Source organism: Corynebacterium matruchotii, assembly GCF_011612265.2.
GTDB lineage: Bacteria > Actinomycetota > Actinomycetes > Mycobacteriales > Mycobacteriaceae > Corynebacterium > Corynebacterium matruchotii.
The window spans coordinates 805572-828908 of sequence record NZ_CP050134.2 but is presented as its reverse complement, the minus strand read 5'-3'; the positions used below and the strand labels follow the sequence as shown (position 1 = coordinate 828908).

Annotated in this window: 22 protein-coding genes; 6 read left to right on the top strand and 16 right to left on the bottom strand. The window is 57.0% G+C overall.

Annotated features, from left to right (window positions below):
• Positions 1-26: 26 nt before the first annotated feature.
• The 14 genes from HBA49_RS03800 to ctaC form a co-directional block, all read right to left on the bottom strand.
• On the bottom strand, positions 27-533 hold the full coding sequence (locus HBA49_RS03800; RefSeq protein WP_005525585.1) for a polyadenylate-specific 3'-exoribonuclease AS: 507 nt from the start codon (positions 531-533) through the stop codon (positions 27-29).
• 59 nt (positions 534-592) lie between these two features.
• Entirely contained in the window at positions 593-739 is a 147-nt protein-coding gene (locus HBA49_RS03795; RefSeq protein WP_005521790.1) for a hypothetical protein, read from the bottom strand.
• 21 nt (positions 740-760) lie between these two features.
• Complete coding sequence (locus HBA49_RS03790; RefSeq protein ID WP_005521788.1) at positions 761-1912, bottom strand: acyltransferase family protein; 1152 nt, start codon at positions 1910-1912, stop codon at positions 761-763.
• 198 nt (positions 1913-2110) lie between these two features.
• Positions 2111-2830, bottom strand: a complete 720-nt coding sequence (locus tag HBA49_RS03785) for a lysophospholipid acyltransferase family protein (protein ID WP_005526588.1) — start codon at positions 2828-2830, stop codon at positions 2111-2113.
• A gap of 12 nt (positions 2831-2842) precedes the next feature.
• Positions 2843-3799, bottom strand: coding sequence for an ROK family protein (locus tag HBA49_RS03780; protein WP_005521786.1), 957 nt, complete (start codon positions 3797-3799; stop codon positions 2843-2845).
• 104 nt (positions 3800-3903) lie between these two features.
• On the bottom strand, positions 3904-5043 hold the full coding sequence (locus tag HBA49_RS03775) for a glycosyltransferase family 4 protein (protein WP_005525742.1): 1140 nt from the start codon (positions 5041-5043) through the stop codon (positions 3904-3906).
• Positions 5044-5060: 17 nt separating this feature from the next.
• Positions 5061-6065: a C40 family peptidase gene (locus HBA49_RS03770; protein WP_005526304.1), complete on the bottom strand. Its 1005-nt coding sequence runs from the start codon at positions 6063-6065 to the stop codon at positions 5061-5063.
• 181 nt (positions 6066-6246) lie between these two features.
• Positions 6247-6870, bottom strand: a complete 624-nt coding sequence (locus HBA49_RS03765; protein WP_005526181.1) for a C40 family peptidase — start codon at positions 6868-6870, stop codon at positions 6247-6249.
• Positions 6871-7683: 813 nt separating this feature from the next.
• Positions 7684-9306 carry a cytochrome bc1 complex cytochrome b subunit gene (gene qcrB, locus HBA49_RS03760; RefSeq protein ID WP_005526109.1) on the bottom strand — a complete coding sequence of 541 codons (1623 nt, stop codon included), beginning with the start codon at positions 9304-9306 and terminating at the stop codon, positions 7684-7686.
• On the bottom strand, positions 9306-10523 hold the full coding sequence (gene qcrA / locus HBA49_RS03755) for a cytochrome bc1 complex Rieske iron-sulfur subunit (RefSeq protein ID WP_005521779.1): 1218 nt from the start codon (positions 10521-10523) through the stop codon (positions 9306-9308). The genes qcrB and qcrA overlap by 1 nt, the downstream gene beginning before the upstream one ends.
• Positions 10520-11389, bottom strand: a complete 870-nt coding sequence (gene qcrC / locus HBA49_RS03750) for a cytochrome bc1 complex diheme cytochrome c subunit (RefSeq protein ID WP_172458865.1) — start codon at positions 11387-11389, stop codon at positions 10520-10522. Before qcrC ends, qcrA begins: the two co-directional genes overlap by 4 nt.
• Positions 11390-11470: 81 nt before the next feature.
• Positions 11471-12088: an aa3-type cytochrome oxidase subunit III gene (ctaE, locus tag HBA49_RS03745; protein ID WP_040431896.1), complete on the bottom strand. Its 618-nt coding sequence runs from the start codon at positions 12086-12088 to the stop codon at positions 11471-11473.
• A gap of 505 nt (positions 12089-12593) precedes the next feature.
• Positions 12594-13046 (bottom strand): aa3-type cytochrome oxidase subunit IV, encoded by a 453-nt coding sequence (ctaF, locus tag HBA49_RS03740; protein WP_005521772.1) that lies wholly within the window; start codon positions 13044-13046, stop codon positions 12594-12596.
• A 12-nt stretch (positions 13047-13058) separates the two neighbouring features.
• On the bottom strand, positions 13059-14129 hold the full coding sequence (gene ctaC, locus HBA49_RS03735) for an aa3-type cytochrome oxidase subunit II (RefSeq protein WP_005525758.1): 1071 nt from the start codon (positions 14127-14129) through the stop codon (positions 13059-13061).
• A gap of 441 nt (positions 14130-14570) precedes the next feature.
• Between ctaC and asnB the strand changes: the two genes are divergently transcribed.
• Positions 14571-16493, top strand: a complete 1923-nt coding sequence (asnB, locus tag HBA49_RS03730; RefSeq protein ID WP_005525599.1) for an asparagine synthase (glutamine-hydrolyzing) — start codon at positions 14571-14573, stop codon at positions 16491-16493.
• A 157-nt stretch (positions 16494-16650) separates the two neighbouring features.
• Here the strand turns inward: asnB and HBA49_RS03725 are convergent, their stop codons facing one another.
• Positions 16651-16995 carry a HesB/IscA family protein gene (locus HBA49_RS03725; protein WP_005521765.1) on the bottom strand — a complete coding sequence of 115 codons (345 nt, stop codon included), beginning with the start codon at positions 16993-16995 and terminating at the stop codon, positions 16651-16653.
• Positions 16996-17308: 313 nt separating this feature from the next.
• On the opposite strand from HBA49_RS03725, the gene HBA49_RS03720 reads away from it, so the two are divergent.
• From HBA49_RS03720 to HBA49_RS03705, 4 genes are all read left to right on the top strand, one after another.
• Positions 17309-17935: a DUF3043 domain-containing protein gene (locus tag HBA49_RS03720; protein ID WP_225866005.1), complete on the top strand. Its 627-nt coding sequence runs from the start codon at positions 17309-17311 to the stop codon at positions 17933-17935.
• Positions 17936-17937: 2 nt separating this feature from the next.
• Entirely contained in the window at positions 17938-18471 is a 534-nt protein-coding gene (gene cobU, locus HBA49_RS03715; RefSeq protein WP_005525803.1) for a bifunctional adenosylcobinamide kinase/adenosylcobinamide-phosphate guanylyltransferase, read from the top strand.
• A gap of 201 nt (positions 18472-18672) precedes the next feature.
• A complete protein-coding gene (gene cobT / locus HBA49_RS03710; protein WP_005526548.1) occupies positions 18673-19728 on the top strand; it encodes a nicotinate-nucleotide--dimethylbenzimidazole phosphoribosyltransferase in 1056 nt (351 codons plus the stop codon).
• Positions 19729-19735: 7 nt separating this feature from the next.
• Positions 19736-20515, top strand: coding sequence for an adenosylcobinamide-GDP ribazoletransferase (locus HBA49_RS03705; RefSeq protein ID WP_005526441.1), 780 nt, complete (start codon positions 19736-19738; stop codon positions 20513-20515).
• 90 nt (positions 20516-20605) lie between these two features.
• Here the strand turns inward: HBA49_RS03705 and HBA49_RS03700 are convergent, their stop codons facing one another.
• Positions 20606-21715, bottom strand: a complete 1110-nt coding sequence (locus HBA49_RS03700) for a branched-chain amino acid aminotransferase (protein ID WP_005526331.1) — start codon at positions 21713-21715, stop codon at positions 20606-20608.
• Between the two features lie 129 nt (positions 21716-21844).
• On the opposite strand from HBA49_RS03700, the gene HBA49_RS03695 reads away from it, so the two are divergent.
• Positions 21845-23335: a leucyl aminopeptidase gene (locus HBA49_RS03695; RefSeq protein ID WP_005526466.1), complete on the top strand. Its 1491-nt coding sequence runs from the start codon at positions 21845-21847 to the stop codon at positions 23333-23335.
• Positions 23336-23337 lie beyond the last annotated feature (2 nt).

The window sequence follows — 23337 nt, the reverse complement described above, 5'->3', positions numbered from 1 at the left end:
AGCATGGAAAGCGATAAACCCCACATTTACCGGATTTTATTATCCTTCCGCAGCGGCAACGCCTGGTGGCAAATCCGAAACCGCCGCAGGTTTTGCCGCGCATCTACTAACGCATCGTGGTTTCCCCGCGACTGGACGGGCAGGGCCGGCCGACCGGCAAACTCCCAATACTGCCGGAGCTCCCGTGTGTACCGGGGCATATCGGACGGCAGTGAGCTCATGTCCCCCCACAGCTGCGCCAACACCACATGGTCGTAGGCACCAATCCACGCCCATAATTCCGGCCGACCAGGGGACGCGGTGAGAAACTCATACACCTCGGTGCGAATCTGCTCCCGGCTGCGCCACAGCGGGCTCGACGGGTTAGGAAGCTTATCGAGCACATGCTCCCGCACCCACTTATTGGCCTTGGTGTGGTCGGCGTCGGTAGAAACCGCGTAATACTCCCGACCGTCTTCGGCGACGATGCCTATAGATACCAGGTCGATGGTGGAGCCGTTTTCGATGAATTCCGTGTCGTAGAAATAGCGCATTGCCTTATACCGAAGGGAGGAAAAGAACCAAGGAAGTGTGGGGAATCATTATTGCGGGATCACTTTTTGCGCCGGGCTGGCCAGAAAAGCACGGCGGCGATAGCGGCGCACATGACCGGGGCCATCACCTGCTGGTTGACGCGGAAAATGGCCATGATGAGGTAGGCCACGATGAGGGCCAGTGTGACTAGTACTTTGGTTTTCATCGGTGCTGCTACCTCATCGAGTTATCCGGTCGTGGAGGCTGGCGCGCTTTGGGTAATCCCTTGAGCTGTTCCGTGGGTTTTCACGCCACGACGCAGAATGTCGGGAATGTGAGGCCAGTGGGGTACGGTGACCTTTGGCAGTTTAATTGCTGGTGGGTGTACTGTCCACCCCAAAAGCTTGGTTTTTGAAATCCCGTACATGGCGATAGTTCCGATGGCGCAGAAGCCCATATTGATAATGACCCAGCACAAGGGAGTATCAATAAAATTCGTGGCCTCGGGGTTGAAACCATTGTCCCGGTTGACGAAAAAGAAACCAAAAAACACAATGAGCGCGATGGGATGACCAAGGTATGCGACCAGCGTATGCCGACCAATGCGTTTCAGGCCTTCGCCAACCATGGGAACCTTGGACAGCAGGATCGCAACGGTTACCCCAAAGGGAAGATAAACGAGGCTCACAATAACGTTGAGAGCCGGCCGCCATGGGCCGTCGAATGGGAGGGCATAAAGCTGGAACGACACCAAGGCCAGCATGGTAGAGGTGATGGCAACCCACGGATGGAGGGCGTTGTCGGCAAACTTAGTGATATGCGGCCTGAGGTAAGCCCCCAATAGGAATAGCGGCAGGTAGGCAATGATGCGAGGCATTACCAGGTTGCCGGCAAGCAGCAGCCACGGTGAGGCGGCGATAACGATCGCGGGAATGAGCAGCTGAACGATCCACGGAAGCCATTTCGTCGCCCACAAAATAATGGTGAACAGCATGAGCGACCACAGGAACCAATACATGTTTTGGGCGTAGTACACGGAGTCCACATAAAACATTGGTTCCGGCAACGGGATTTCCTGAACTACCCAGGCCTTATGACGGTCGAGGATCATTTCCACTGGTGCCCAAAACAGGTAGGGCACGAGGAGGAACCACAGGCGTTTCCGGAATAATTCCCAGAAGGAAAACTTGAAAATTTTTACGGAGAAAAAACCTGCCACCATGAAAAACAGTGGCATACGCAGAGTAGCAATGAATTCATTGACTTTGGCGATGGGAGTGTCTAGTCCTCCGGGCACCTCCAGGGTGGCATGAAGGGTCATTACTCCTAGGATTGAAACACCCCGGGCGACATCAGGCCACGCCATGCGCACCTTTTTAGCCCCAGTGGGTTGAGTCATGAATTATCCTTTTCGCTGTACAAATAATGAGAATGGCGGGGTGAGCAGGGATCTCACGCCGCACCGGTCATTCACATTTCTACCATTAAGCATGACATAGATGCTATCTGATGGGGGTGGTAGGTATCGTCAGATAAGCCGCACCAAGGCCGTGGCGGGATCATTACGAGACTGCGATAGGATCACAGCGATAACGTGCTATGGGACGGGTGGGTAACCATTACCAGCAGCCAGGGATTTTTTCACGTCAGCAGCATAAAGATCGACATAAGGTTGGCCGCTGAGTTCGCTCAGCGTGGCCATAATATGATCGGTGAGCGCTCGGGCCCCCTCGTATTCACCCAAGCCACGTTCGCGGAGAAATTCGCGGGGGTAAATGGGTGCCCCAACCCGAATCCGGACCTTCGCGGGGCGAAGCACCCAGGAGCCAATGGGGTTGGCGTTGCGGCTGCCGATCATGGCAATGGGAATGATCGGCACATCGGTAGCAATAGCCACACGGGCGGCCCCGGTCTTACCCCGATAAATCCGGCCGTCGGGCGAGCGGGTGCCCTCGGGGTAAATGCCGAAAAGCTCCCCTCTGTCCAAAATATTCCGGGCGGCGGTGAGCAGTACCTCACCAGCCTTGGCAGAACTCCGGTCAAGCGGAACCTGACCAACCGAGGTGTAGAACCATTTTTGCAGCCTGCCGACGATACCCGGGGTGGTGAAGTATTCGCTCTTGGCCGGGAAGGTAATTTGCCGGGGGCACAGCAGCGGCAGGTAAAAGGAATCCATGACGGATTGATGGTTGGATGCGAGGATAGCGGCCCCAATGGTAGGAATATTGGAGCCCCCATCAATGGTGGGACGGTTATACACCCGCAAAAACGGCCCCAATAACACATTTTTAAATGCCCAATACCAGTTATTTGTCACTCTGTGATCCCCTCATTTTTGTTGGTTCTTGTCTATGAATAGTTGTCGGGCTAGATCGGCAACACCAATCATACCGGCATTACCACCAAGTTTAGCGGTAGAGACCGTGGGGACAGGCCGGTATCCCGAACCAACAATATTCGCCGCCATAATCTCGGTGGCCTGCGGCAAGTACACATCATGGTCGGCGGACATACCCCCGCCGATAAGGATCATGCCGGGGTCAAGAATGTCAACCACCATGGAGAGGGCCAACCCGAGCCATTCGGCAATGCTGGTGACGGCGGCGGTAGCGATGGGGTCGGATTGGCGGGCCGCATCCATGACGGTTTTCCCGGTAAGTTCCGGGTGGTCGGACAGTATGGAGGTGGTGATGGGGTTATCGGCCAAGAGCTCCCGGGCAGTTTGTTCCAAGGCAGTGCCGGAGCAGTAGCGTTCCAAACAGCCCCGCTTCCCGCAGGCACAGGGCCTACCATGCGGAACCACTTGTATGTGGCCGAATTCCGGAGCAGTGCCAAAGGCACCACGGTATATATTCCCGTCCTGCATAAGGGTGGCGCCGATGCCGGTTCCCAAGGCGAAAAGCACCCAATTGTCGTGGCCTTGGGCCCCGCCGAATTTGTATTCACCCCAGGCCGCGGCATTGGCGTCGTGTTCGAGGCGCACCGGAACCCCCAACGCAGCCTGCAATTCAGCACGGGCGTGGCGGTCACGCCATGGCAGGTGTGGGGCGAATCGAACGATTTCACAGTCGGGGTCCAAGAAGCCAGCAATGGCCAACCCCACAGCGCCGATACAGTGGTCAGCACGGAACTTATTGACAATGCGGACAATGCCCTCTTGCAGCTCGTCAGCGTCATGGGGCGCCTCGGTGGCGGTGGAATCAATAATGTTTCCGGCTTCGGTGATTGCCCCAGCCCGCATGTTGGTTCCGCCGATATCAAAACCAATTGTGACTGGAGTAGACATAAAACCCGCCTTGTGATTAATAAGATAGAAGAATCAAGGGCTGATTATACCGATCAATGCCTCAAACTTCCTATTCGCCACCACATTCCCTATCGGGTCTCCCACTAGGTTTCCGACCCAGCCAGAATGCGCCGAAGCCGGGCCTCCATGCGTTCCCAGGTCCAGGATCGTTCCACAAAGCTGCGCCCCCGCCAACCCATGTCACGGCGGCGCTTCGGGTCGGACAACAAGGCTATGAGGGCGGCCAGGATGTCTTGCTGGCTGCGGCCATCAACCACAATGCCGGATTCCGGGATGACGGTTTCCGGCGCCCCACCGGAGCGGCCAGCGATCACGGGAATGCCAGCGGCCTGGGCTTCGAGGTACACGATGCCCAGACCCTCAACATCGAGGCCGCCGCCGCGGGTGCGGCAGGGCATGGCAAATACATCGGCGGCATGCAGCATGTGGGACATGCACTCCTCCCCCACCCGGCCGGTGAAAACGATGCGGTCGTCGGCGAGGTTTCCGGCGAGTCGCCGAAGCCGGGCGGTGAAGCGACGGGAGCCACCACCAACAATGACGAGGGTGGCGTCGGGAAAGTGGGTGAGCACATCCGGCCAGAGTCGCACGAGTTGATCCTGGCCTTTACGGGGCACCAGGCGGGAAATGCACACCACATAGTGCCCACTAGTCCGCCAACCCAATTGGGAACGCACAGCCTGACGCTGGGCGGCAGAAAGCGGGCTAAATCGGTGACTGTCCACCCCGGAAGGCAACCATTCGAAGGTAGGCTCACCAAAAGCGGCCCGGAACCGGCTGAGGGTGTAGTCGGAAATGTAGGTGACCACATCGCAGTGGCTGCCAATAACGCGCAGCACTTGGCGGGCGCCGGGCAGCATGGACCAACCCACCTCATGCCCGTGGGTGGATGCGATAACGCGGCGGGCGCCGGCGGCGCGGGCGGCCCGGGCCATGAGGGCGAGGGGGGCAGCGGCACCGAACCACACCACATCAATGTTTTCGGCACGAATGATCTGCCGCATGCGGCGGACGGTGGCCGGGGTGGGCAACATGATGCGACGCGGCCACCGATACACCCGGTATGCCGCCTGACCGTCCCAGTTGGCGGCCGCGGCGGTGTCCTGGGTAGAGGCAAACACCACAACATCCTGCGGTGGGAGGGTACTAATGAAATCGCGGAGATACGACTGGATACCGCCGATGGTAGGCGGAAAATCGTTGGTGACCAGTAGGACTCGCATGGGTTACCTACCGCAGGTTAGTAGCGGCGGGCACCGTAGTAGGGCATGGAATCCATGTTCACCACCTGCACGGGGATGCCGTAGTCGGAGGCGTGCAGGATCTTATTGTCGCCGGCATAGATACCGACGTGGGTGGCACCCGGATAGAAGCCAACCACGTCACCGGGTTGCAGTTCTTCGCGGCTGACGGGGGTGCCGCCGGCCATTTGGGCCTGGGAGGTGCGGGGCACGGTGATGCCCTGTTGTGCGTAGGACCAGAGCACTAAACCGGAGCAGTCAAATACGTCAGGTCCGGCGGCGCCCCAACCGTAGGGAGCACCGATCTTGGTCATGCCGATCTCTAGGGCTTTCATACCAATGGGGTTGGCGCCCACCAGTCCGGCAATGCTGTAGTCGATGGGACCGTTTTTCGCCACCCACTTGGCCCGGTCGGCGGGGCTGAGGCCGTTGACCTTGTCCATGAGCTCTTTCATTTTGCCTTTGAGCTCTTCCTGCTCCCGGGTGAGGTTGTCGCGTTCGCCCTCTAGGTTGGCCTTGTGCTGCTTGGCGTCTTCGACAGCCTTAGCGGCGGCGTCGCGGGCGTCTTTCGCCACCTTGGTGGCGTCGACAAGCTTTGCGACGGCCTCTTCGGTTTGGGCCGTAATGGTTGCCATATAGGCCGTCTGGTCGATCGCAATCTGCGGATTATGGGCCCCGAAAATCTTCGACATGGGGTCGATGGCCACACCCCGATATTTGGCGCCGGCAATGCGGTTCACTTCGGCTTGGAAGGCCTTTTCGGACTCCTCGGCGGTTCTAGCAACAGCCTCAGTATCTTGGGCCACACCGGTGAGCCGGTTCACCTCGTCCTCGGCGGCCTTTACCTCGTCCTCCTTGTGTTTTACCGCTTCGTTTTTGTCGTTGGTTTGATGGGAAAGCTCATCCATGGTGCGGATAAGCTGGTCAACGTCTTCTGCCTGGGCCGCGATGGGAAGGACGGAAAGGGTAATGATGGTGCCTAAGGCAGCAAGGAACGCACGCACAAGAAACCTCGACAATTATAAAAACTGGATAAAATCTGAAGTAGTATATAGTAAAACACCTGGTTACGGTGTTTTCCCAGGTGAATTGTTACGAGAGTGGCTGGTGGGGTAATTGAATAGATAAAAGCTGCCTCCCGATGCTCATGGTTGGGGGGCAGCTTTTACGTCGCACTAAGTTGAGTTAGAAACGCACTGCGGAATGGAATGGCATGTTGTCCATCGGTGCTTCCTGCAAGGGGGTGCCCTGCGTGACCGCGTGCACGACCTTGCCATTGCCGGCATAAATGCCGACGTGAGAGGCGCCAGAATAAAAGACCACAATGTCACCAGGTTGCAGGTTTTCCCGCGAAACCTTTTGTCCTTCAGCTGCTTGCCCATACGAGGTACGAGGAATCTTCTTGCCCACTTGGTTATATGCCCAGGTGGTCAGGCCCGAGCAGTCGAATGCGTTCGGCCCCGTTGCGCCCCAAACATAAGGGGAGCCTATCTTGGAACGAGCTGCTGCCAAGATCGACTCTCCTACAGACTGGGTTTGGAAGGGCTGTGCCTGAGGGTTAGCAATCGCTGCCGCAAAGTCCGTGCCACCTTGCCCCTTGAGGGAGGGAACATAATTGTCCACCCCGGGGACGTTAGCAAGACCCTGAACGCTTTCTAACCCCTGGACATCCATACGGAAATCGGTACCAGGAACCACTACCTCTGCTGCATGAGCAGCCATGGGTGTCAGCGTAGCGACAGCAGCAGTTGCAGTGACTGCTGCGGTGTTACGTACCACTTTCTTGCCTTGACGACGGTGCTTAGCCACGGATGAATCTCCAATACTGTTTATGTTGCCTACCAATGCCGGGATTCTTGGTGTACCGGTATATGGTCCGGAACCAGAGTTTGTCTAACACGAACCCTGTTAACCAGTTCGGCTTTTCTCTGGCTGAATTTGTCTCAAATAGGTTACGAAATTTTTTTAACCTATGTCCATTCATTTTGGCCGTTTTGACCGTTATCAAGTCGTTACTAAAGTAATTTAATATAAACCTTAACGATTATTAAACAATTAGTGCCACCAATATACATTGCTGAAAATGACATGAAAATGGGCAATAACCTGCTCGAATAATAAAAGTCATCAGACCCCTAGGGGTTTGCCCCGTATGAAAATAGTCACCCCAGGGGCTCAAAACTTAATTAATGTAATCTATGTCACAGGGGGTTTTCTTTGACCCAAATAGGGGCGATTTTTCCCCACCATACCCCCGCCCTACCCCTAAGGGATTACCCGGAAAAGTCTTTATCACCAGTCACTTTAGCAACTTTAGTAACACTAGAAACAGATTCTGTGAGTCTGAACCCTGGTCCCCCACCGCAGCGCCTAGCTCATGACCACGACAAAGCAATGGCACCCGCAGGTCCAGAATATCTACAAAATTCACCGAAAATCCGCAGGTAATTCCCGCTTTAGGCGTCGAAAGGCTAGCATCTGGGCTGCCACGACACCCGATCAAAGTCATTATTTGCGGATTCTTAAGTTATTAGGTCTGCTAAAACGGCCCAAAACCGGGACAGCAAAATAGCCACCACCATCGAAGGCAGTGGCTATTTTCTTAAGCGCTAATTGGCTATTTTAGGATTTCTTGTTCTCCTCATCGGCCTCCCGATTAGCCTCATTTAAGGCCTGGAGCATCTCGTACTCCTCCTGATGATTCTCATGCTCGATCTCGGCGGCCTTCCGGGCCACATCCTCAGGATCCGGCGTCAAGACACCCCGACCCGGATGGCCGGAGAAGCCCAATTGGTTCATCTGCTTCGGCACCGGCGCACCAGCGTACGACAACGGCACCGGGTGGCCGTGCTCATCCACCTCGCCCAGCGGCTGGTGGATCTCCACGAACGCACCGTTCGGCATCATCTTAATCACGCCGGTCTCAATGCCGTGCTCCAGCACCTCACGGTCGGAGCGCTGCAACCCAATGCAGATCCGGTAGGTCACAAAGTAGGCCAACGGCGGCAGCACAATGAGCCCAATGCGACCCACCCAGGTCATGGCGTTCAGCGACACCCCGAAGTGGTAGGCGAACAGGTCGTTGCCGCCCGAGAGGGTCACCAGGAAGTAGAAGGCGATCCCCATCATGCCCAGCGAGGTCCGCACCGGCACGTCCCGCGGCCGCTGCAACAGGTTATGGTGGGCCGTGTCCCCGGTAATCTTCGCCTCAATGAATGGATAGGCGATGAGCAACACCACCATGAGGCCGGCCAGCATTGCCACCCAGAACGCCCCAGGCACAGTGTAATGACCCAAATACAGCTCCCATGCCGGCATGACCCGGGCTAAACCGTCCGTCCACAGCATGTAAATGTCGGGCTGCGAACCGGCAGACACCTGCGCCGGATTATAGGGACCCAGCAGCCAAATCGCGTTGATCGTGGTCAACCCGGCCATGAGTGCCAACACGCCGGCGGTAATCAACCCGAACGCGGCGGCCTTGATGCCGAACAGCGGCAGAATCCGCACGCCCACCACATTATTTTCGGCGCGACCCGGCCCGGGGAATTGGGTGTGCTTCTGGTACCACACCAACGCCAGGTGAGCGGCGATCAGGCCCAAGATAATGCCCGGGATAATCAGCACGTGGGCGATATAGAAACGGTCCAACATCAGTTCGGAGGGGAAATCCCCGCCGAAGATGAGCCAGTGCATCCAGGTGCCGATGATCGGCAGGCCCACGATAATGGCGGACATGATGCGCAGGCCCACGCCGGACAGCAAGTCGTCCGGCAGGGAGTAGCCCATGAAGCCCTCGGCCATGCCCAGCAGCAACAGCACGCAACCGATAATCCAGTTGGCCTCACGCGGGCGCCGGAACGCCCCGGTGAAGAAGATGCGCAGCATGTGCACGGTCATGGACACCATGAACATGAGCGCAGCCCAGTGGTGCATTTGGCGGATAAAGAGCCCGCCGCGCACCTCGAAGGACAGGTTCAAGGCCGTCTCATACGCCCGGGACATCTCCACGCCATTCAGCGGAAGATACGCACCATCGTAGATGACCTTGGTGATAGACGGGTCGAAGAAGAGTGTGAGGTAGACACCGGTCAGCAGCAGGATGAGAAAGCTATAGAGCGCAATCTCACCGAGCATAAACGACCAGTGGGTGGGAAATACCTTGTTAATCTGGCGGCGAATACCCGCAGCAGCGGTGTACCGCGAATCAATATTATTGCCGATTTCGGCTAATTTGGTGCTCATTATGACTTACGCTCCCAGAATGCGGGGCCAACGGGTTCCACAAAGTTACCCGCGGCGACGAGGTAACCGTCTTCATCAACGGTAATCGGCAGCTGTGGCAAAGCACGGGCGGCGGGGCCGAACACCGGCTTGCCGTAATGCAATGCGTCGAACTGCGACTGGTGGCAGGGGCACAGGATCCGGTTGGTTTGCGCCTCATACAGCGAGGTGGGGCAACCGATGTGCGTACAAATCTTCGAATAGGCGTAGTAATCACCGAAGTGGAAATCTTCCTGCCCCACGCGTTCAACCACCTTAGCGGCGTCCGAGGAACGGAGACGAATCAACATGACGGCGTTACGGGGACCATGAATGGAATGCATGTGTGTTTCGTATACGTCGCGGGTGGGATCGTAGAGATCCCCATCGTTCACGTCCTCTTCTGGCAGGGGGAACACGGTCTCCATGGCGGCGGCGGCCAGGTCCTCCGGCCGCATCCGCACCAGGCGGGTAACACCCTGGGTGCTGTAGTGCTCGCCGGCATCCGTTTCATGCTTGACGGCCAGCGCGCCGGTGTCTCGACCCAGGTACAGTTTGACGCCTTTTTCCGTCAGGGTCCAACCGGAGGTCCACAGCGTACCATCCCCCTGAATGCCCAGCTTACCGGCCTTCCACGGGTTTTTAATCATGCCACCAAGCGGCGCGGCAATAACCAGGCCCACCAGCACCGCCGACATGCCCAACAGCCCCTGGAGCACTTTACGACGCCCCAAGGTGGAGGTTTCCCACGAATCATTGAGCAACGCCACGATGGTACGACGATCTACCTCGGACGAGGGACCATCGTGCCGCCGCTGTACCGCTATTTCCTCCGGGATAATGGTCTTCACATACAAGACCACCGCAAAGCCCAGGGACAATATGGCAAGACCAGCGGTAATACCCAACAACGGGGTGTAGAAGGTGTAGAGGGTCACCCCCTCATCACCCAGGCCCTTATACTGCCACGGCCAGGCGATATAGACACCCAAGAACGCGATGGCGGACAGTACACCAATGCCCAACCAGAGGGCCACCGCCCGAGACGCCCGCTTTTCCGCCGGGTCATTATCAATCGGGAAGCGTTCTTTCCGATAGGCAACGGTCACGTCGTCAAGCTCGGTGCCCAGGCGCGCCAGCTCACCGTTTGACATGCCATTTAAGTCTTTGTCGCTATAGTTTTTTTCATTTTTACTCATGAGCGCGATCCAATCCACAGAGCGGCGGCCACGAGGACCACGATTCCGACAAGCCACATAAACATGCCTTCAGCCACCGGGCCGATACCGCCAAGGTCCCAGCCGCTTGGGGAGGGATTTTCCTTCGAATACTTAATGAAGGCGATAATGTCCTTCTTCTCGTCGGCGGACAGTTGCCGGTCCGAGAACTTCGGCATGTTCTGGGGGCCACTCAACATGGCCTGGTAAATTTCCTGTTCATTGGCCGGATCCAGGTAGGGGGCGTATTTACCGGAGGATAATGCGCCACCCCGACCAGTGAAGTTGTGGCACGAAGCGCAGTTCAGGCGGAACAGATCGGATCCGCGGGCCACATCCGCGGGGTTGATCTTGCCATCATAATTTGCACCCCGTAGCGATTCTTGGGCTACGGTGCCGTCCTCGTTATACACGATTTCCGGGCCGCCACCATTGGCCGCCACATAGGCGGCTATGGCAAGGGTCTGGGCTTCGGTGTAGCGAGGGGTTTTACGAGCGGCCTGCGCTTCATTGCGCAGCATAGGCATGCGGCCGGAGTGCACCTGGAAGTACACGGCACCGGAACCCACGCCGATGAGTGAGGGACCGCGGCCCTCAATACCTTGAAGATTGGTGCCATGGCAGGTGACGCAGGCAACATCGTACAGGTCCTTGCCCTGTTGGATCAGTGCTTGCTCGTCAGGCTGCGCGGTAGCGACCTGTGCGGTGGGAGTTAAGGCATTAACTAAAACGCCAGTGGCAGTCAGACCTATGGCGAGTGCCAAGGCGCTGGCAAGAATGCGGCGCAGTTTCCGACGCGACTTCGCCTTCTTTGCCTTCTTAGCGGTCTGGGGGTTGGTATCCATCATTTTCCTTATGTCTCGATCATGGAAAGTGAAGGGCTGATAGGCCATGATCCGAAAATTGCTTTTCGTTGTGGCCGATACGGCCTACTGAATGAAGTAAATGGTGATAAACAAGCCGATCCACACGACATCCACGAAGTGCCAGTAGTAGGACACCACCATGGCTGCCGTTGCCTGCGCCGGGGTGAATTTCGCCTTTGCGATCCGCAGCATCACCACCACGAAGGCCAGCACACCGGCCAGCACGTGTGCCGCGTGGAAGCCAGTAGTGATGTAGAAGGCAGAGCCGTACACGCTGCTGGGGATGGTGAGACCATGTTCAATGAGGTGGTAATACTCATATCCCTGCCCCACCAGGAAGGTGGCGCCTAACACAATGGTCAAAAGATACCAACGGCGAAGACCAAATACATCGCCACGTTCTGCTGCAAAGACACCAAGCTGCGCGGTCACGGAGGAAGAAATCAGGATGGCGGTAATCACCATTGCATAGGGCACATTCAGGTGTGCCGCCCCTTCTTTCCACGATCCGTTCCCTATGCCATTGGCCCGCGAGGTGAAGTACATCGCAAATAGACCGGCAAAGAACATTAATTCCTGGGACAGGAACACGATCGTGCCGACACTGACGATATTCGGTCGATTCAGTGCCGCGACACGGGGTGCAGCTGCCCCCTCTGGGTTTCCAATTGCGCTCGTCACGCTCTCTAGTATGTCTGGTTACGCTCCCAGAGTCATTTTTTGCCCCCGCCTATTCTGGTCGAATTTTTGTATTCATTAATCAGATTATTTGACTCTCCCCCCGTTTTGTCGTTTCAAAATTGACGGGAACTTTTTCACCATTCGATACGACGCAAAGTTTTTGCAGGTCACAACGGTAGCACATGAGCGCTAGGCGACAGGGACAATCATAGTTCGGGGGATATTTCTAGATATTCGACGCAAATTTAATGTGATTCATCTCATATCCAGGTGGAGGGTAAAAACCCAAGAATCAAACTTTTGTTTGCCCCTTTCCTACCTCGGGTTTTTGCATTTTTCTCCCCCCTAAAATCCCCCCAAAATCCGCCCAAAAGTGTAATGGGAACTTTTTCGTCCCCCCATCCGACGCGACCTTATACAAACCGAGTCGGTGAATATGCCGCAACCGCCTGTAGCATTCTTGCTAGTCAGGCGGTTGTGAGGCAGTTACGATAGAAGACGTGAGTTAGTGTTTTTCCTTAGGCAACCCGTATTGCAGGTTGAGCATGACGGTGGTGTAGATCAAAAATATCGCGCCCAAGGCAATGAGCCAATAGTGCATAAAGACAATGCCGAAACCCAAAACTGCCACGGCCATCGACATGGCGAATGGCCAAATGGAATGCGGTGAGAAGAAGCCCAGGGTACCAGAACCGTCGGCAATTTCGGCCTCCTCCCAGTCTTCGGGGAGCACGTCGATACGCTTTTCCGTAAAGTGCAAGTACCCGCCCAACATCAATGCCAGGGCGCCGGCCAGAACGATAGAGACGCCACCAGCCCATTCGTAGTTGTAGCTGCCGCCACCGGCCCGATACAGGTTACCGGAGTCGTTAATGTACATCGTGCCCAAGAAGTAGAGCACAGAGACGATCACTAAGAAGACCGCCATTGAATACATGATCTTTGCGCCACCACGCATAATTAATTCTCCTTAGCTAGCGGTATTCTCGACGAAGTTATCGCCATTGCGGGTATCGCGGTTGGAGTTAAACGGCTCGGTGCTTGTGGCATAGCCGGGCTCGCCGATGGACTCCAGGGCATCCGCATTGGAAGCGTTGGGGTTTTGCTTGCGGTATTCCAGGTATTGGGTGAACTTCTCCGGGGATACAACCCGCAGTTCGAAGTTCATCATGGCGTGATAGGTGCCGCACATTTCAGCACACCGCCCCACAAAGGCGCCTTCCTTTTCGATCTTTTCCACCTGGAAGCGACGTTCCTGCTTATTTTCTTCGGGGTGGTTATAGGTGTCTCGCTTGAACAAGAACTCCGGCACCCAGAAGGAGTGGCTCACATCGGCGGAGGCCAATTGGAACTCGATGGGTGTATTCGAGGGAAGCACCAACACCGGCACTTCCTGGGTGGTGCCCAGGGTTTCGATCTTATTGAAGTGCAGGTAGGACACATCAGACTTGGACCGGCCATTGATGGGGTTCTTGCCGTTGGGGTCGACCTTGCTTTCCTCGGCGAGCTTCTGCCGTTCCTCATCGGTACCCACATATTCCTGACCGTCAGCGGTAAGCTCCGGGGCAACTTTCTGGTAACCGAACTTCCAGTTCCACTGGTAGGCGGTCACGTCCACGGTCACCTTGGGATCTTTGTCCAGGGCGGTGACTTTCTCCTGGGTTTGGACGGTGAAGAAGAACAGGCCCATCACGATGATGATCGGGAAGATGGTCAGCACCAGTTCCAGGGGAATATTATATTGGGTTTGGCGGGGGAATTCGTCTTTGCCGGCTTTCTTGGCTCGCTTGGCGGACCAGGCGAACATGCCATAGATAAACAGGCCCCACATGATAAAGCCGATAGTCCAGGCGACTACCCACACCCATTCCCAAAAGTTGTACATGGCTGTTGCTTCGGGGGTAATGCCTTTGGGCCAGCCCATTCCCAGGAACCACCCCAATGCCCCACCCGGAGCATCGACATCACAACCGGCCAGCATCAGGCCACCAAGCCCGAGCAAGCCACCTAGCACTGCCTTACGCTTGTGCTGCTGTTCCACGCGCGTCTGCCTTCCTATAGTCAGTCTTTAACCACGTCTCTTATCGCAGAATACTGCATTGTCACGGGTTTTCAGGAACTTTGAATTTATTGGCAAGACACCTAAAAGGGGTAACTATAGCCACATTATGCGTTTTCTAGGTGTTTTGAGTAGGTTTCCCCTTTCCCCTCCACCCGAACCCCACCCAGTTGTAATTCAAATCACAGGCGATTTTTGCTTTATCAACCTTTTGTATGCCCACAATCTTGCCCGGATATTACCCCCGTCGCAAAGTTGCTAGCAGCAAAATTAGCATGAAGCTCACCGCAATCATAGCAAAACTGCTTTTATAAAACTACCCGAATAAGTGCCCCCGTCGACCATATTGGTCGCAATATAGGAGTACCCTTATGCGGATACCTTAATAACCCTCATTACTTATAAAGGAGGATTCCGCTTTTTATGTGTGGACTTCTTGGCATGCTTACCGCAAACAGTAATGCCGCCCAGTTTGTGGATGCAATCGAAACGGCCTTGCCATGCATGCGCCACCGCGGACCGGATGAAGCAGGCACCTGGCATGATGACGACGCAGTGTTTGGTTTTAACCGCCTTTCCATCATCGACCTAGAGCATTCCCACCAGCCGCTTCGATGGGGACCAGCGGACCAACCCGATCGCTACGCCATGACTTTCAATGGCGAGATTTACAACTACATTGAGCTGCGCAAAGAACTCACCGAACTCGGCTATGCCTTCAATACCGAAGGCGACGGGGAGCCCATAGTCGTGGGCTACCATCACTGGGGTGCCGACGTGGTTCGACACCTGCGTGGCATGTTCGGCATTGCCATTTGGGACAGTGTGGAAAGGCAGCTCTTCCTCGCGCGTGACCCCTTTGGCATTAAGCCCCTGTACTACGCCACCACGGACAAGGGCACGGTTTTCGCCTCGGAAAAGAAATGCATCCTGGAGATGGCCGACGATATCGGCCTGTTGTTGGAACTCGACAAGCACGCCGTCGAACACTATATCGACCTGCAATATGTGCCTGAACCAGAGAGTCTGCATAAGGGCATTCGTCGCCTGGAATCCGGTTGCACCGCGATCGTTCAACCGGGTGGCGAATTGAAACAAACGCGCTATTTCCGGCCGCAATTCCCGGCCCAGTTTGTGCCGAAATCCAAGGAACAGGATTTATTCGACCGCATTGCCCGAGCCTTAGAAGACAGCGTCGAAAAGCATATGCGGGCCGATGTGACCGTCGGATCATTCCTTTCTGGTGGCATCGACTCGACCGCCATCGCTGCACTGGCGAAGCGTCATAACCCGAACCTGCTCACGTTCACCACCGGTTTCGAACGCGAGGGCTATTCCGAGGTGGATGTTGCCGCCGAGTCGGCCAAGGCAATCGGCGTGGAGCACATCGTGAAGATCGTGTCGCCGGAGGAATACGTCAATGCAATTCCGAAGATCATGTGGTACCTTGACGACCCCGTGGCGGACCCGTCGCTCGTGCCCCTCTATTTCGTGGCCCAGGAGGCCCGCAAGCACGTCAAGGTGGTGCTCTCCGGCGAGGGCGCGGACGAGCTGTTCGGTGGCTACACGATCTACAAGGAACCGTTGTCGCTCAAACCGTTCGAATATATGCCCTCCCCGCTGCGGAAAGGCATGCACTACCTGTCCGAAATGCTGCCGCACGGTGTGAAGGGGAAGTCGCTGCTAGAACGCGGATCCATGACCATGGAGGAACGCTATTACGGCAATGCCCGCTCGTTCAATTTCGAGCAAATGCAGCGGGTCATTCCGTGGGCCACCCGCGAATGGGATCACCGCGAGGTCACCGCCCCAATCTATGCCCAATCCACCCACATGGATCCGGTGGCCCGCATGCAACACCTGGACTTGTTCACGTGGATGCGGGGCGATATTTTGGTCAAGGCCGACAAGATCAATATGGCCCACTCGTTGGAGCTGCGCGTGCCGTTCCTCGACAAGGTGGTCTTTGAGGTTGCGGAAACCATCCCCTATGACCTGAAGGTTTCCCACGGCACCACCAAATATGCGTTGCGGAAGGCCATGGAACAGATTGTGCCGGCCCACGTGCTCAACCGCCGCAAGCTGGGCTTCCCGGTGCCAATGCGGCATTGGTTGGCCAGCGATGAACTCTTCGGCTGGGCGTTGGATACCATCAACGATTCCCAGACCGACGATATCTTCAATAAGAAGGCACTCGTGGAGATGATGCAGGAGCACCGCAACGAGGTGATCGACCATTCCCGCCGCCTGTGGACCGTGTTGGCGTTCATGATCTGGTACGGCATTTTCGTGGAAAAGCGGATCGACCCCGGCATTGAGGAAAAAGAATACCCGGTCTACCTCTAGGTTTCCTAAGCTAACGCATAGGGTGGGCGCGATAAAGCTTATCGACGAAGCTTGCCGACGCCCACCCAAGGCCGAACCCGTCGTAATTACATCAAATCTGCTACATCTTTGCAGAAAAAATCCGGTGTCCCAATGTGGCACCGGATTCCTTTTTGCCTTAGTTAAAGGAATCCCCGCAAGAGCATGAACCACCGGCATTGGGGTTCTCGATGGTAAAGCCTTGGGATTCAATGGTGTCAGCGAAATCGATGCGAGCCCCGTTCAGGTAAGGAATGCTCATCTTGTCGACCACCAGGGAAACACCACCAATCAAGTCGATCTTGTCCCCGTCCAGTTCTCGATCATCGAAAAACAGCTGGTAGCGAAGGCCGGCGCAGCCCCCGGGTTGGACGGCAATGCGCAAGGCTAGGTCATTTCGTCCTTCTTGCTCCAGCAAAGCCTTGGCCTTGGCGGCAGCAGCTTCGGTTAAGATAACACCAGTATTTGATGTAGGTGCTGTCATGGTTACTCCTCATAATTAAAGCAAAAAGTTTCTTGCGCCCCATTATGCCCCCTTTCTGGAAATTGTCCAGAGGACCATGGCCAGATTTTCCCCCCAACTCCCCTCCTTTTTACCCCCGTAACTAATTTTCTCGGAAATATTGCCATTAAAAATGGGGTCATATTCACTGGTAATGACCACCTTGCACGATTTCGTAAGTTGTGATGTGATTGCTAAAATCACACTGCCGTTTTATTCACATTTTCGGAATGTGAAAATTCTCTCTTGCCGCCGTCGTTGTCGTTTGTACCCCATTTCTGGGTACGCTATGTTGGTGAATTCTTCTCAACCATCCAAGGCATACACCCCAAAAAAAGGACATGCCACCCCCAAACGCAACGCCGCCCAGCGCAAAGAGGGAAGCTTTGAGGCTCGGTTCACACCGGCAGAGTCGTATTCCGAGGCGCGGAAGAAACGCAAAGAGCTCAAGGCCTCCATGTCCAAGGAGGAATGGAAACAGTATAAGGCCGACGCAAAAGCCGCCCAGAAGGCGCGCCGACAGGCTGCCCAGCGGGGCATGGACGAGGGTGACCCCCGCTACCTGTTAGAGCGCGACAAGGGCCCAGAGCGGGCTTTTGTGCGCGATTTGGTGGACTCGGGTCGGTACCTGAACACCATGGTCATGCCGTTTGCGCTCATCCTCTTGATCCTTTTGACGATCGCCACCCGATACCCAACGGTGTCGCCTATCCTCTCACTCACCTCAATGGTGATAATGCTCATATTTTTTATCGAGGCCGTCATTCTGGGCCGCAAGGCTCACCGATTGGTCAAGGAGAAGTTCCCCAACACCACAGAACGTGGTACAAGCATTGGGTTTTATGCCTTTGGCCGTGCCTCCCAACCCCGGCGCTGGCGCACCCCTAAGCCCCGGGTAAAGGTTGGCGATCAGGTGGCATAGGAATGCGGACTCTTATTCTAGGCGGTGCCCGATCGGGCAAATCTGCCTTCGCCGAACAACTGGTTATAACCACTGATTGTCTGTATGTGGCTACCGCCCGCCCCTGGTCGAACGATGCTGACTTCGCCGAGCGAATCCACCAACATCAAAACCGCAGACCACCCGCATGGCGCACCGAAGACCAAAAAGATGTAATTGAAGTGCTACATGCTACTACCCCCGAAGCAACCATTCTGGTTGACGATTTGGGTACTTGGGTCACGCACACGATCGACGCCCATCATGCCTGGGACTGCCCCCGCGGCACCATGGCGGCCCACTACGCCGACCTTGTCAAAGGCATTGCGGCATTCCCTCCACACCGGGATTTGATTATTGTTAGCCCAGAGGTGGGCATGGGAATCATTCCCGAGCACCGGGCGGGTCGACTCTTCCGGGACGAGCTGGGGTTTCTCAACGCCCAGGTCGCCCAGGCCTGCGACCAGGTGTTTTTTGTTGTGGCCGGGCTGCCGCTCCAGCTAAAGCCCAGCCGGTAGGCAACTGGTAAGCAGCTGGTATTCGGCCGGTTGACCAGCCGGTTCATCGGCAGGTGATCGGTGGTTCATCGACCCAGAGCCGCTGGTTATAGCCTTATAGCCGCCGCTCCCGGGTCCCTCACCTCAAACCTTCAGCTATCAATAATTCCCACAACTATATTGCATCATTAGTTGTTATCAATGAAAGAAAGGTCGTTTCTCATGCAACCAGCCGAGTTTTTCCCCAAGGTCACCCCGCCGAGCCTCAAGGCCGCCGACGCCGCCCGGGAATTTCAGCTCACCCTCACCAAACCCACGGGATCGTTGGCACGCCTGGAGGATTTAGGTGTGTGGCTTGCTTCCTGCCAAGACCAGGTGCCGCCGAAAAAGCTCACCCAGCCACGCATGGTGATATTCGCCGGCGACCATGGGGTTGCCACGAAAAAGGTATCCCCCTACCCGAAGGAAGTATCGATCCAAATGGCGGCCAACATTAAGGCTGGTGGCGGCGGCATTAATGCGATTGCCAACGAGTCCGGCATTGGGATTCGGGTGGTGGACATTTCCCTCGACCACGATGAAGATGTGGATGTGGTTGGGCTCCAGGAGCGGGTGCGTCGTTCCTGCGGCAGCATTGATATCGAGGATGCCATGACCGAGGCGGAATTGGTGGCGGCTATTAACGTCGGAAAGCGAATCGCCGATGAAGAGGTCGACAATGGTGCGGACCTGCTCATGGCCGGTGACCTGGGAATCGGGAACACCTCCCCATCGGCGGTGATTATTGGGCTGTTGACCGGGCAGGAGCCGGTGGTAGTGACCGGTCGGGGTTCGGGTGTAAACGATGAGGGGTGGAAACGCAAGGTTGCGGTGGTGCGGGACGCCATGTTTAGGGCCCGGAAGGACAAGGGGGACGTGCTCACACTCATGCGCAAGGTGACCTCCCCGGAGCTGGCCGCCATGGCCGCGTTCCTGGCGCAGTCGGCGGTGCGCCGCACCCCCATTGTGTTGGACGGTGTGGTGGTGACGGCGGCGGCCCTGCTGGCGGAGCGGTTGGCCCCCGGCGCGCGGGCGTGGATGCAGGCGGGGCATCGGTCGGCGGAGCCGGCTCACACGTTTGCGTTGGAGTCACTCAAGTTGGAGCCGCTGTTGGATTTGGGGTTGCGCCTGGGTGAGGGCTCGGGGGCTGCGGCAGCGTTTCCGCTGGTGCGCATGGCCACAAATATCATGAATGATATGGCCACGTTTGAGTCGGCGCAGGTGTCGAATAAGGAATGAGTGGTCGGTGAGCGGTAAGGCCAAGTTGCAGGCTGGCACCCATGGTCCGGCGGTGATTGAGGGGCCGGCGACCGCGTTGTCGTGGTTGACGGTGCTTCCGGTTCGTGGGAGCGCCCAGGCGTTTGATCGGATAACGGGGGCGCGGGTTATAGCGAATTTGCCGGTGGTGGGGTTGGTGGTGGGGGGTGTTGCCGCTGGGGTGCGGTGGGGGTTGGATGCCTTGGGGACGAATGGCATGCTCGCTGGGGTGCTGGTGGTTATCGCCTGCCAGTTGGTGACCCGGTTTATGCATATGGATGGGTTGGCTGATGTGGCGGATGCGTTGGGTTCGTATGCTGCCCCGGAGAAGGCTCGGGAGATTTTGGCGGATCCGCATGCGGGGTTGATCGGGATGGGGTCGGCCTTGTTGGCGTTGTTGGCACAGGCAGCGGCGATGGCGGATCTGCCTTGGCAGTTGGTGTTTTTTGTGCCGGTGGCGGGTCGGATATGTGGGATTGTGGTGGCGTGGCGGGGGTTTCAGCCGATGCGGCCAAATGGGTTTGGCGCAATGATTATTGGGACGGCGTCGGCGTGGTGGGTCGTGGCGTGGTGGGTGGTGGTTGTGCCGTTGATGCTGCTTGTCGACGTCCCGTGGTGGCGGCCGGTATCGGGGCTATTGGTGGCGATTGTGGTGGCTGTGGTGTTGGCCCGGCATTGTCATCGCCGGTTTGCTGGCCTGAATGGGGACACGTGCGGTTTTGTGATAGAGGTTACGGCCACGGTGTTTGCGTGTTGGATGGTGCTGTAGGGCGTCGTCACGCGCCGTGGCAGAATAAATGCCGCGGGGAGACAGCATGTGGGGTTTGCTGCCCGCCTGCGGCGTTGTGGATTGTGGTGGTTATGAGGCTGGGACCAGGGTGTGCATCCAGTTGTGGGTGTCTGGGGTGGTGCCGTGTTGGATGCCGGTGAGGTGTTCGCGTAGTTGCATGGTGATTGCTCCGGCCTCGTTGTTGTTGATGATGAAATCCCCGTGGGCGGATTTCACTTCGCCGACTGGGGTGATGACGGCGGCGGTGCCGCAGGCGAAGCTTTCGATGATGTCGCCGGTTTCGACTCCGGTGCGCCAGTCATCGGTGGAGATGGTGCGTTCTTCGGAGTTGTAGCCCAGGTCGATGGCGACTTGGAGGAGGGATTTGCGGGTTATGCCGGACAGGAGGGATCCCGATAGTTTGGGGGTGACAATGGTGGGGGCGGCCCCATTGGTGCCGGCGTAGACGAACATGAGGTTCATGCCGCCCATTTCTTCAATGTATTTGTGTTCGTGGGCGTCGAGCCAGACAACCTGGTCGCAGCCTTTTTCGGCAGCTTGGGCTTGGGCGGCGAGGGAGGCAGCGTAGTTGCCGGCGAATTTAGCGGCGCCGGTGCCACCGGGGGCGGCCCGGACGTAGTCTTCGCATAGCCACACGGAGACGGGTTTCACGCCACCGGTGAAGTAGGCGCCGGCGGGGGCGGCGATGACGGCGTAGGTGTAGGTGGTGGAGGGGCTGACCCCTAGGGTGGGTTGGGTGGCGATCATGAAGGGGCGCAGGTAGAGGGCTGCTTCCCCGCCGGCGGCCGGTACCCAGCGCTGGTCGATGTCGACGATTTGGCGGAGGGATTCGATGAAGAGGTCGGCGGGGAGTTCCGGCATGGCGAGCCGGTTGGCGGAGCGTTGGAAACGGACGGCGTTTTCTTCGGGCCGGAAGGTTTTGATGCTGCCGTCGGGTTGGCGATAGGCTTTGATGCCTTCGAAGATGGCCTGCCCGTAGTGGAGAACGCTGGTGGCGGGCGGAAGCTCTAGGTTGTGGTGGGCGGTGACTTGGGCGTTGTGCCAACCGTGTTCCTGGTCCCAGTCAATGGTGACCATGTGGTCGGTGAAATATTTGCCGAATCCGGGGTTGGCGAGGTGTTCGGCGACTTGTTCGTCTGGGACAGGATTGGGGTTGGGGGTGCGCGTGAAAGTAATCATGGTAGAAAAACTTACTCCTGTTGGCTGGGCATGCAAGTGGTTGTGTCGAGATTTTGGGCGACGGTTGTGGTGGGATGCGGGTAGGGTGGGTTTCAGTTTTGCGTAAGTAGTTTTGGTTTGGAGGTTTTTATGGCTGGTCCGTCTGCAATTGGTTGTCGGGTGTTGCCGGCGTCGGGTGCGCACACCAAGGTGACGGTTACTTCAAAGTTCTCGAAGCATTATGAGGCGCTGGTGGTGCCGTTTTTCACGGATTACGATGAGGAATGGGCGGAGCGGATGCCTCATGCGGATAGGCTGCGGCCGATGCTTCTGGCTATGGGGGCTACTGGTCGGTATGGCGAGGTGGTACGAATACCGATTTCGGAGGGGGATGATTCGTATTTCGCGGTTGCGGTGGGGTTGGGGAGTTTCCACGATTGCACTGCGGAAACGGTGCGTCGGGCTTGTGGTCTGATGGCCAGGTCGCTCACCGGGATGGATACGGCATTCATGGTGGATTTTGAGACGCTTGATCCGACCGCCGCGGTGGCGGGGGCATTGTTGGGGTCGTATAAGTATTTTGGGTTCAAGCATGATGTGCCGGCGGCGACTCAACCGGTGAAGCGCATCGAGGTGCTTTGTCGGAAGGAGGATAAGGCGGCATGCCAGCGGGCGCTGGTGGTGGCCGAGTCGGTGAATTTTGCTCGGGATTTGGTGAATACACCGTCGTCGCATTTGTATCCCGAAACATATGCTACGGCGTTGAGCACTATTGCCCAGAACTATGATCTGGGCTTTCAGTGCTGGGATGAGACGAAGTTGAAGGAGCAGGGGTTTGGGGGGATTCTGGCCGTGGGGTCGGGGTCGGCGCGGAAGCCACGGTTGGTGCAGTTGCGGTATTGGCCGGCGGATGCGAAGAAGCATGTGTCGCTTGTCGGCAAGGGAATCACGTTTGATACGGGCGGGATTTCGATGAAGCCGGCGGCCAACATGGAGAACATGATTTCGGATATGGGTGGGTCTGCTGCGGTGGTGGCGACGGTGGTGGCTGCGGCACGGTTGCAGTTGCCGGTCGCGGTGACGGCGACGGTGGCGTTGGCGGAGAATATGCCAGGTGGTGCGGCTTACCGGCCGGGGGATGTCATCACCCATTATGGCGAGAAGACCACGGAAATTCTCAATACTGATGCGGAGGGGCGGCTGGTGTTGGCGGATGCGCTGGCGTTTGCGAGCGAGAAGGAGCCGGATGTGTTGATTGATGTGGCGACGTTGACTGGCGCGCAGATTGTGGCGTTGGGGGATCGGACGTCCGGGGTGATGGGTGATGCGGAGTTAGCGGAGCAGTTGGCGCATATTGGCCGTGAGGTTGATGAGCCGGCGTGGGCGATGCCGCTGCCGGAGGAGTTGGCGGAGGCGGTGAAGTCACCGGTGGCGGATTTGCGGAATGCGACGCCGAAGCGGCACGGCGGCATGTTGTCGGCCGCGTGTTTCTTGCGGGAGTTCGTAAAGCCCCCCATCCAGTGGGCGCATGTGGACATTGCTGGGCCGGCGTTTAACACATCCACCCCCCATGGCTTTACCCCCGCACGGGGGACTGGGGTGCCGGTTCGCACGCTTGTCGAATTCTTGTCCAGCATCTAGGG

Excerpts from the sequence above, each read along its gene's own strand:
- HBA49_RS03800 (WP_005525585.1), bottom strand. The coding sequence starts at position 533 with ATGCGCTATTTCTACGACACGGAATTCATCGAAAACGGCTCCACCATC.
- HBA49_RS03795 (WP_005521790.1), bottom strand. The coding sequence starts at position 739 with ATGAAAACCAAAGTACTAGTCACACTGGCCCTCATCGTGGCCTACCTC.
- HBA49_RS03790 (WP_005521788.1), bottom strand. The coding sequence starts at position 1,912 with ATGACTCAACCCACTGGGGCTAAAAAGGTGCGCATGGCGTGGCCTGAT.
- HBA49_RS03780 (WP_005521786.1), bottom strand. The coding sequence starts at position 3,799 with ATGTCTACTCCAGTCACAATTGGTTTTGATATCGGCGGAACCAACATG.
- HBA49_RS03775 (WP_005525742.1), bottom strand. The coding sequence starts at position 5,043 with ATGCGAGTCCTACTGGTCACCAACGATTTTCCGCCTACCATCGGCGGT.
- qcrB (WP_005526109.1), bottom strand. The coding sequence starts at position 9,306 with ATGAGCACCAAATTAGCCGAAATCGGCAATAATATTGATTCGCGGTAC.
- qcrA (WP_005521779.1), bottom strand. The coding sequence starts at position 10,523 with ATGAGTAAAAATGAAAAAAACTATAGCGACAAAGACTTAAATGGCATG.
- qcrC (WP_172458865.1), bottom strand. The coding sequence starts at position 11,389 with ATGATGGATACCAACCCCCAGACCGCTAAGAAGGCAAAGAAGGCGAAG.
- ctaF (WP_005521772.1), bottom strand. The coding sequence starts at position 13,046 with ATGCGTGGTGGCGCAAAGATCATGTATTCAATGGCGGTCTTCTTAGTG.
- asnB (WP_005525599.1), top strand. The coding sequence starts at position 14,571 with ATGTGTGGACTTCTTGGCATGCTTACCGCAAACAGTAATGCCGCCCAG.
- HBA49_RS03725 (WP_005521765.1), bottom strand. The coding sequence starts at position 16,995 with ATGACAGCACCTACATCAAATACTGGTGTTATCTTAACCGAAGCTGCT.
- cobU (WP_005525803.1), top strand. The coding sequence starts at position 17,938 with ATGCGGACTCTTATTCTAGGCGGTGCCCGATCGGGCAAATCTGCCTTC.
- cobT (WP_005526548.1), top strand. The coding sequence starts at position 18,673 with ATGCAACCAGCCGAGTTTTTCCCCAAGGTCACCCCGCCGAGCCTCAAG.
- HBA49_RS03700 (WP_005526331.1), bottom strand. The coding sequence starts at position 21,715 with ATGATTACTTTCACGCGCACCCCCAACCCCAATCCTGTCCCAGACGAA.
- HBA49_RS03695 (WP_005526466.1), top strand. The coding sequence starts at position 21,845 with ATGGCTGGTCCGTCTGCAATTGGTTGTCGGGTGTTGCCGGCGTCGGGT.